The organism is uncultured Jannaschia sp. (assembly GCF_947494055.1).
GTDB lineage: Bacteria > Pseudomonadota > Alphaproteobacteria > Rhodobacterales > Rhodobacteraceae > Jannaschia.
The window spans coordinates 23311-30326 of sequence record NZ_CANLTR010000041.1; the positions used below are offsets into that span (position 1 = coordinate 23311).

Here is a 7016-nt window from a genome sequence, read left to right on the forward strand (position 1 = left end):
GGGGCGGTCCCGCAGGCATTCCGTCCGGACACCGGTCCCCAGAATGCGCTTTGCAAGGAGGAGAGAACGATAATGACCAAGTTTCACAAGATCGGCTCGGCCGTGGCGGTCGGCTGCACGGCGCTCGCCATCTGCCTCAGGCCCGATGCGGCGGCAGCCCAGACCTACAACATCCGGCTGTCGAACCTGTATCCTGAGAACCATCCGATGTGCGTGCAGACGAACAACTTTGCTGAGTTCGTCAAAGAAGGCACGGACGGCGACGTCTCCATCGACGTTTACTGCAACAACCAGCTCGGCAACGAGCGCGAGGCGTCCGAGGGCGTGCGCCGTGGATCACTCGAAATGGTGATGAGCGGGGGCGGCGGCCTCGGCCGGTTCATCCAGGAACTCTACATGCTCGAGGTGCCGTTCCTGTACCCCGAGACGAGCGACATCAACGCCGTGACCTGGGCGCTGATCGACGACATCAACGCGCTGGCCAACGATCGCGGGTTTGAGATCCTGGGCTTCGGCTACGAAGGGCCGCGCAGCATCAACTCGGTCGAATCCTTCAACACTTTGGAAGGGCTGCAGAACTACAAACTGCGCATTCCCGAGGCGCCGCTCTATGTCGGGATGGCGCGCGCGCTTGGCGCGGTGCCCACGCCCACGGCCTTCACCGAGGCGTACACCTCACTTCAGACCGGCGTCGCCGACGGCATGGAGTCTGGGCCGGCCACAACGTACAACAACAAGTTCTACGAGGTTGCGCCGTACTACGTGCAGACGCAACACATTGTAAATCCCTGCTACCTTGCCATCAATCTTGATTTCTTCAACGAGCTTCCCGAAGAATATCAGGAGGTCATGCGCGAAGCTGGTAAGCGCTCCACCGACATGATGCTGGAAGACGTCCTCGAGTCGAACGAGGAGGTCTTGGCCACCATGCAGGAAGAGGGCCTGACCGTGGTCGAGCTGGCCGAAGGCGAGGCTGAGAAATTCCGCGAGACGCTCGAGCCGTTCTCGGAGGAATATGCCGAGAGCATCGGTCCCGAGGCCGTCGAGCTTCTGGGCAAGGTGCGTGAGATCCTGTCGGAACAATAAGCACGTCGCGCCGGCAGAAGCGTCTTGCGGACCGCCGGCGACCGGGCTCCCTACGCGCCGCCAGTCCCCGGCGGCGTGATCGTTCTACGCGAGGGAGGGCTGGCATGTCCCCGATCGTCAAGATCCTGAAACCCGTCATCGTCACGCTGTTCCTGGCGATGACGCTAATCACCTTCGGCGCGACGCTCGCCCGGCTGTTCCCGGTGATGCCGAGTTTCTACTGGGCCGGCGAGGTCACGCGGTACCTCAACTTCTGGATCACCTGCCTCGGCATCGGGGTCGCCCTGCACATGGGGGCGCATTTCAGCGTGACGGTGGTCCTAGACATGATGCCCGCGCCGATGCAGCGCGCGGCCAAGATCCTCAGCCATGTCGGCGTGCTGATCCTCGCGGGGATCCTCGTTCACTACGGCATCCAGATGGTGACCTGGAACCTTGACCAGCTATCGGCCGCGGTGGAGGTCCCGATGTCCTACGTCTACGTCGCCATCCCGATCTGCGGCGCGCTCGTTTTCGTGCAGACCGCGATCTTCCTGATCCGGCTCCTCATGAGCAAGGACGACACCCCGGCAACCGAAGAGGGCCTGTCATGACCATCGCCCTGCTCTTCGCCTGCTTCTTCGGGCTTCTCGCCTTCGGCATGCCCATCGCCTTTGCCGTAGGAGTCGCATCGCTGATCATCATCGCGATCGACCCGACCATGATCGCTTACATCGTTACGTCGAAGTTCTTCGCCGGCATCGATTCCTTCACGCTTCTCGCGATTCCGTTCTTCATCTTCGCGGGCGAGCTTTGCACTGCCAGCGGCCTCACCGCGCGCATCGTGCGCTTCGCCAACGTGCTGGTCGGACGCTTCTTTAAGGTCGGCTTGGCCTACGTGAACATCCTGTCAAGCATGCTTTTCGCCGGGGTCTCGGGCTCCATTACCGCTGATAGCGCGGCGATGGGGTCGCTGCTGATCCCGTCGATGAAGAAGGAAGGCTACGACGCAGACTACGCCGTCGCGGTCACGGCCACCTCGGGCACCATCGGCGCCCTCATCCCGCCGAGCATCCTCATGGTGCTCTACGGCTCGCTCACCAACCTGTCGGTAGGTCAACTCTTTCTTGGGGGGATCATCCCGGGCTTCATCTTTGCCGTGACGCTGATGATCGTCGCCACCCTTCTCGGACGCGCCCGCGGCTACGATTTCCGCGTCTCCGATGTCGACGACGTATCGGGCGAACCCTACTGGAAAGAGCTTCTCGTCTCGTTCCGCGACGCCTCCATCGCGCTAATCATCCCGGTGATCATCGTCGGCGGCATCGTCGGTGGCTTCGCCACCCCAACCGAGGCCGGCGTCCTTGCTGTCGCCTGCGCCGCGATCGCGGGCATGTTCTTCTACCGTACGCTCGACTGGACGACGATCTACGAGGCGTCGTTCCGCACCGCGATTCTAACCTCGGTTGTCATGGCAATCATCGCCTTTTCGACCCTTTTCTCGGACATCCTGACACGCAACGACTTCCAGAACTGGCTGCTCGGCAACATCGAGCTGATCAGCAACAACCGCTATGTCCATCTGTCGCTGATCCTGCTGCTAATGTTCGTTCTGGGCTTCGTCCTCGACGTCACGGCCATGCTCATCATGTTCGCGGCGCCGCTGTCGGCCATTGGGCTTACGCTGGGGTTCGATCCGATTCATTACGGCGTGATCATCGTCATGGTATCGCTCCTAGGGGCCTGCACCCCGCCGGTCGGGACGCTCCTGCTCATCGGGTGCAGTATCGCGGGGATCCCGCTGACCCGCGTCGTCGGCACGGTGGCGTGGTTCGTGGGCGCACAGCTCCTGGTCTGCATCTTCCTGATGTTCGTCCCTGAGGCGATCACCTTCGTGCCGAACCTCGTGTTTGGGCGCTGACGCGCCCGGACGAACCCGAAAGACTTCCGGATATGCAAACCATGCAAGCACTCAACAATCTCAAGGTTCTCGACCTGTCGCGCTACATCGCGGGCCCCAATTGCGGGATGATTCTCGGCGACATGGGCGCGGACGTCATCAAGGTCGAAAGCCCAGGCCGTGGCGAGGAAACGCGCCTTCTGTCGCCGAAGATCGGCGAGCACGGCATCTACACGCTGGTCTACAACCGCAACAAACGCGCCATGACGCTCAATTTCCGCTCGCCTGAGGGGCAGGCGCTACTGCGTGAGTTGATCGCGGAGGCGGATATCATCATCGAGAACTTCCGTCCCGGCACGCTCGAAAAGATGAACTGCGACTGGGATACGATCCGCGAGATCAACGAGCGCGCGACACTCGTGCGCATCTCGGGCTACGGCCAGACCGGCCCGTGGAGCAGCAAGCCCTGTTTCGACGCCATCGCCCAAGCCGGTGGCGGCCTGATGGAACTGACCGGCGAAGAGGGCGGAGAGCCGCTTCCGGCCGGCACGTTTATCATCGACTACGTCACGTCCCTCTATGCCTGCATCGGCGTGCTGTCGGCCATCGAAGCGCGGCATACCACCAGCAAGGGGCAGCTCGTAGACCTCGCTATGCTCGATTGCTCAATCTCTCTGCTGATGACGGCAATCCCCGAATTCGCGCTCACCGGGCGAGAGCTCACCCGCGGCGGCAGCCGAGACCGCTATTCCACCCCGGCCTGCAACTTCGAATGTGCGGACGACCGCTGGGTACACATCAACGCCGGCAGCGACGCGCTGTTTCCGCGCTTCGTCCGGGCGACCGGCATGGCGCACCTACTCGAGGACGACCGCTACGCTACAAACGCCGAACGGCTCGAGCGCATTCCTGAGGTCGAGGGCTTCGTGTCCGAGTGGACGCGCGCCACCACGTCGGAAAAGGTCATCGATACGATGACCAAAGCGGGGGTGCCTTGTTCCCGGATAGACACCATTGGAGAGATCTTCCACAATGAGCAGCTGCGCGCGCGGGGTCAATTCATAAAGGTCCAGAACCCAGCCTACGGGGAGTTGACGCTTGCGGGGATTCCCATCTGTCTTAGCGAAACGCCGGGAGCACTGCGCCACGCGCCGCCGGTCGTGGGCCAGCACACCGACGAGGTGCTTCGCGACTGGCTCGGATGCGACGAGGCGAGGATCCGGGAATATCGAGAAACGCAGGCGATCTGATCACGTGCAGCAGGCCCGCGTGCGCCCTCGTCATTTAGCAAGCTGCTGAAGAAGTCGGACTGGCAGGAAGCTGGTTCTGCCATCCGGGCTTGAAAGGGGGTCTTTTGTAGCTGCGGGCCTGTTTCTAATGCCCGGTTCTTTAGCAGGCTGCTGAAAAAGGCCGGTCTCGACACCATTCCGCAATGAATCGAGGGTAGGCGGGGAGACAGCTAGTCAATTGCCTCGAACTCGACGCCCGCCCGTCACAGAAATACGCAAGGTGGCGGTTCAGGATCACCTGAAACTCGGCACGCGCCCACATGGCCTCGTCGTTGGTGTAAATGCCGAATAGATATTCCTCAAAAGTGCCGAGCGTGTTGAGCGGCAATTAGCCTGAGCGTTCCAGCGACAATTACGGTGAGCGGTCGGGGTCCGGCTTTGTGAGGGCGTAGCCCGATCGAAGGCGGACCCCGACCGCTTTAGCTTCACCTGCGGGTCGTGGTCGGCGATTTCATCTCTCCTGCGAAGGGGGGTGCGATGCCGGGCAAACACATCAACGACCAACAGGTGAGACTTTACATGAAGCAGCGCATCACACGTTCGCAGGGAAGTGCCGCGGCAATGGCAGGGATTTCAGTCGCGGGAAAGGGGAAGTTCAGGCTGCACACCTTTTTCGCAACAAAGCCCCTGTGGACGGAAAACGGGATCACAGCGCACATCATGTCCTCGACCTGATGTTGATCTGGGTGAGCCATCTGCCCGCAAACCTCGCCGTTGGTCGTGCGACCGGGCACGGTATGAACGCCGGAGAGCTGACCGCCAACACGCAGCTCGATGCCTGGTTCATGCAGGATCTTAACCGCGACCCGCGGCTGCTGCTGAAGGACGTGTCGCACAGGATGCCGTGCTGGCAAAGCGGACGAAACGGGGGTAATCGTTTTCTCGCTGCAGAGTTCACTTTTACGATTGACGGAGGCATGCCGTCTTAGGTTGATCGCCCTTGATACCTCTCACCCCAGTGTCCTCTCCGGTACATGTCGTGGCGATCTCTATAAACATAGCAGTTCGCCAAGCTTGCAGAGGTAAGCTCCAACCCTGCAAGGATATCCCAGATGCCTCGTGAATGGATGTTTTCGCTCAAGCTGCTTCTCATGATCTGCCTGGCAGGCCAGGCGATCGCGCAGGAGACCGAACCACGCGTGGATGCGGTGGCACCCGAGGGGGCGGCTGAAGTCGTCCTCAACGAGGTCAACATTAATGCCTATCCAGATGTCCGCCTCTTCGTGACCGTTCAGTCGGAGGGGGAGCCGGTTACAGGCCTCAGCGCCGAAGATTTCCGTGTGCGCGAAGACGAGGTGGATCAGTCGCCCCTGACGGTCGACCCGCAACTGCCGCCGCTGTCGGTGGTGCTGGCGACGGACGCGTCGGGCTCGATGGCGGATGCAATGGAGGAGACAAAGGCTGCCGCGACCGCGTTCCTCGCCACGCTCGCGCCGCAGGACCGAACCCTCGTCCTGAGCTTCGCGCGCGAGCTTTCCGAACTCACCGACATGACCGAGGACCGCGAGACCGTCACTGGGGCCATCGAGGGTCTCACTGCGCGGGGCGACACGGCGCTCTACGACGCGCTGGCGCGATCGGTGGAGCTTGTCGGCGCGGAGGACGGACGCAAAGCCATCGTCCTGCTCAGCGACGGAGTGGACGACGACGGCGCCGGAAATCCACTATCGGAGGCGACGGCGGACACCGTGCTCGAGGAGGCCGCGTCGGTGAACGTGCCAATCTTCGTGGTGGGCCTTGGCGGCGATCTCGACACCGAGGGGCTGACCCGGATCGCCGGCGAGACCGGGGGCCGGTTCCTGACCGCCGGCGAGGCAAGCGAGCTCGACACCGTCTACGAGAGCATCGGCACCCAGCTCAGCGGACAATATTCTGTCTCCTACACCTCGTCGCTACCGGCCGACGGAACCACGCGGCGCGTCGACATCGCGACGGAGGGGCAGCAGGCGAGCAAGTCCTACGCCCCCGAGACGGGCCAAGCAGCCGCGTCGGCATCGGGCGTCGAATGCGCACCGCCGGCGCTCTTCACGAGCTACATTCCCGATTACGCAGAAGTTCTGGAGCTTGAGCGGGAGGGATTGATCGATGGCAATGTGCGCTATGCCCAAGTCAATGCGATGGGCGACGACATCCTTGCCAGCGCAGCGGAGGCCGAGATGTCGTCAGACTGCGTCTCGGACATCTACACCGCAGTCATGGAAGCGCGCGAGGCGGAGACCATGGAAAGCGGGATCACGGACCAGATGATCCGTCGCATCAGCGCCGCGCGGGCCGAAGCGTGCGTCGCGTCCGCGCAGACACCAGAGGACTTCCTGCCGTGCTTCGAGGAGACTGGACCCCTCGCGACCAACGACTATTACTGGGCCGAAGCGCAAAAGGCGCTGGCCGAGCCTTTCGCGGTCGCGCTGAGCGAGCAGTACGAGCGCCGCGCGGCACTCGCCTTCATGCGCGACGCCGCCAGCGACGGGATACCGATCGCGGCCCAGATCCAGACTTTGGTGATGACCGAGATCATGGCGCAGTAGACTCTCCGCAAGCCAGACGGACCGGAAAGACTACGATGTGATGGCGCACTAGAATGTTCGATCTGACTCTTTACAGATGCCGCCTGCTGCAAAGAGTTTGGACGGACGACTTTTTTACTGCGGTCCAAGGCTACTCGGCACAAACCTGAACATAATAGACCTTACTATCCATATAGTTGTAGCCGCAAAGCTAAACTGTCACCCGTGAGCAAATCAGAAGTGTCACTCTGCCCTGTC

6 protein-coding genes are annotated in these 7016 nt (G+C 61.9%); all 6 read left to right on the forward strand.

What is annotated here, in order from left to right; translation table 11 throughout:
* The first annotated feature begins 72 nt into the window (after positions 1 to 72).
* The gene (locus tag Q1A87_RS19475) at positions 73 to 1086 is read left to right on the forward strand and encodes a TRAP transporter substrate-binding protein (RefSeq protein ID WP_299655303.1); all 1014 of its coding nucleotides are present in this window, start codon (positions 73 to 75) and stop codon (positions 1084 to 1086) included.
* Positions 1087 to 1190: 104 nt separating this feature from the next.
* Entirely contained in the window at positions 1191 to 1679 is a 489-nt protein-coding gene (locus tag Q1A87_RS19480) for a TRAP transporter small permease (RefSeq protein ID WP_299655305.1), read from the forward strand.
* On the forward strand, positions 1676 to 2986 hold the full coding sequence (locus Q1A87_RS19485) for a TRAP transporter large permease (RefSeq protein ID WP_299655308.1): 1311 nt from the start codon (positions 1676 to 1678) through the stop codon (positions 2984 to 2986). Before Q1A87_RS19480 ends, Q1A87_RS19485 begins: the two co-directional genes overlap by 4 nt.
* A gap of 41 nt (positions 2987 to 3027) precedes the next feature.
* The gene (locus tag Q1A87_RS19490) at positions 3028 to 4215 is read left to right on the forward strand and encodes a CoA transferase (RefSeq protein ID WP_299655311.1); all 1188 of its coding nucleotides are present in this window, start codon (positions 3028 to 3030) and stop codon (positions 4213 to 4215) included.
* A 668-nt stretch (positions 4216 to 4883) separates the two neighbouring features.
* Positions 4884 to 5183, forward strand: coding sequence for a hypothetical protein (locus tag Q1A87_RS19495; RefSeq protein WP_299655313.1), 300 nt, complete (start codon positions 4884 to 4886; stop codon positions 5181 to 5183).
* Between the two features lie 123 nt (positions 5184 to 5306).
* The gene (locus tag Q1A87_RS19500; protein WP_299655315.1) at positions 5307 to 6779 is read left to right on the forward strand and encodes a VWA domain-containing protein; all 1473 of its coding nucleotides are present in this window, start codon (positions 5307 to 5309) and stop codon (positions 6777 to 6779) included.
* Positions 6780 to 7016 lie beyond the last annotated feature (237 nt).

Bases quoted from the DNA above. Each gene is read 5' to 3' on its own strand.
- Q1A87_RS19490 (WP_299655311.1), top strand. From the start codon at position 3,028: ATGCAAGCACTCAACAATCTCAAGGTTCTCGACCTGTCGCGCTACATC.
- Q1A87_RS19480 (WP_299655305.1), top strand. From the start codon at position 1,191: ATGTCCCCGATCGTCAAGATCCTGAAACCCGTCATCGTCACGCTGTTC.
- Q1A87_RS19475 (WP_299655303.1), top strand. From the start codon at position 73: ATGACCAAGTTTCACAAGATCGGCTCGGCCGTGGCGGTCGGCTGCACG.
- Q1A87_RS19500 (WP_299655315.1), top strand. From the start codon at position 5,307: ATGCCTCGTGAATGGATGTTTTCGCTCAAGCTGCTTCTCATGATCTGC.
- Q1A87_RS19485 (WP_299655308.1), top strand. From the start codon at position 1,676: ATGACCATCGCCCTGCTCTTCGCCTGCTTCTTCGGGCTTCTCGCCTTC.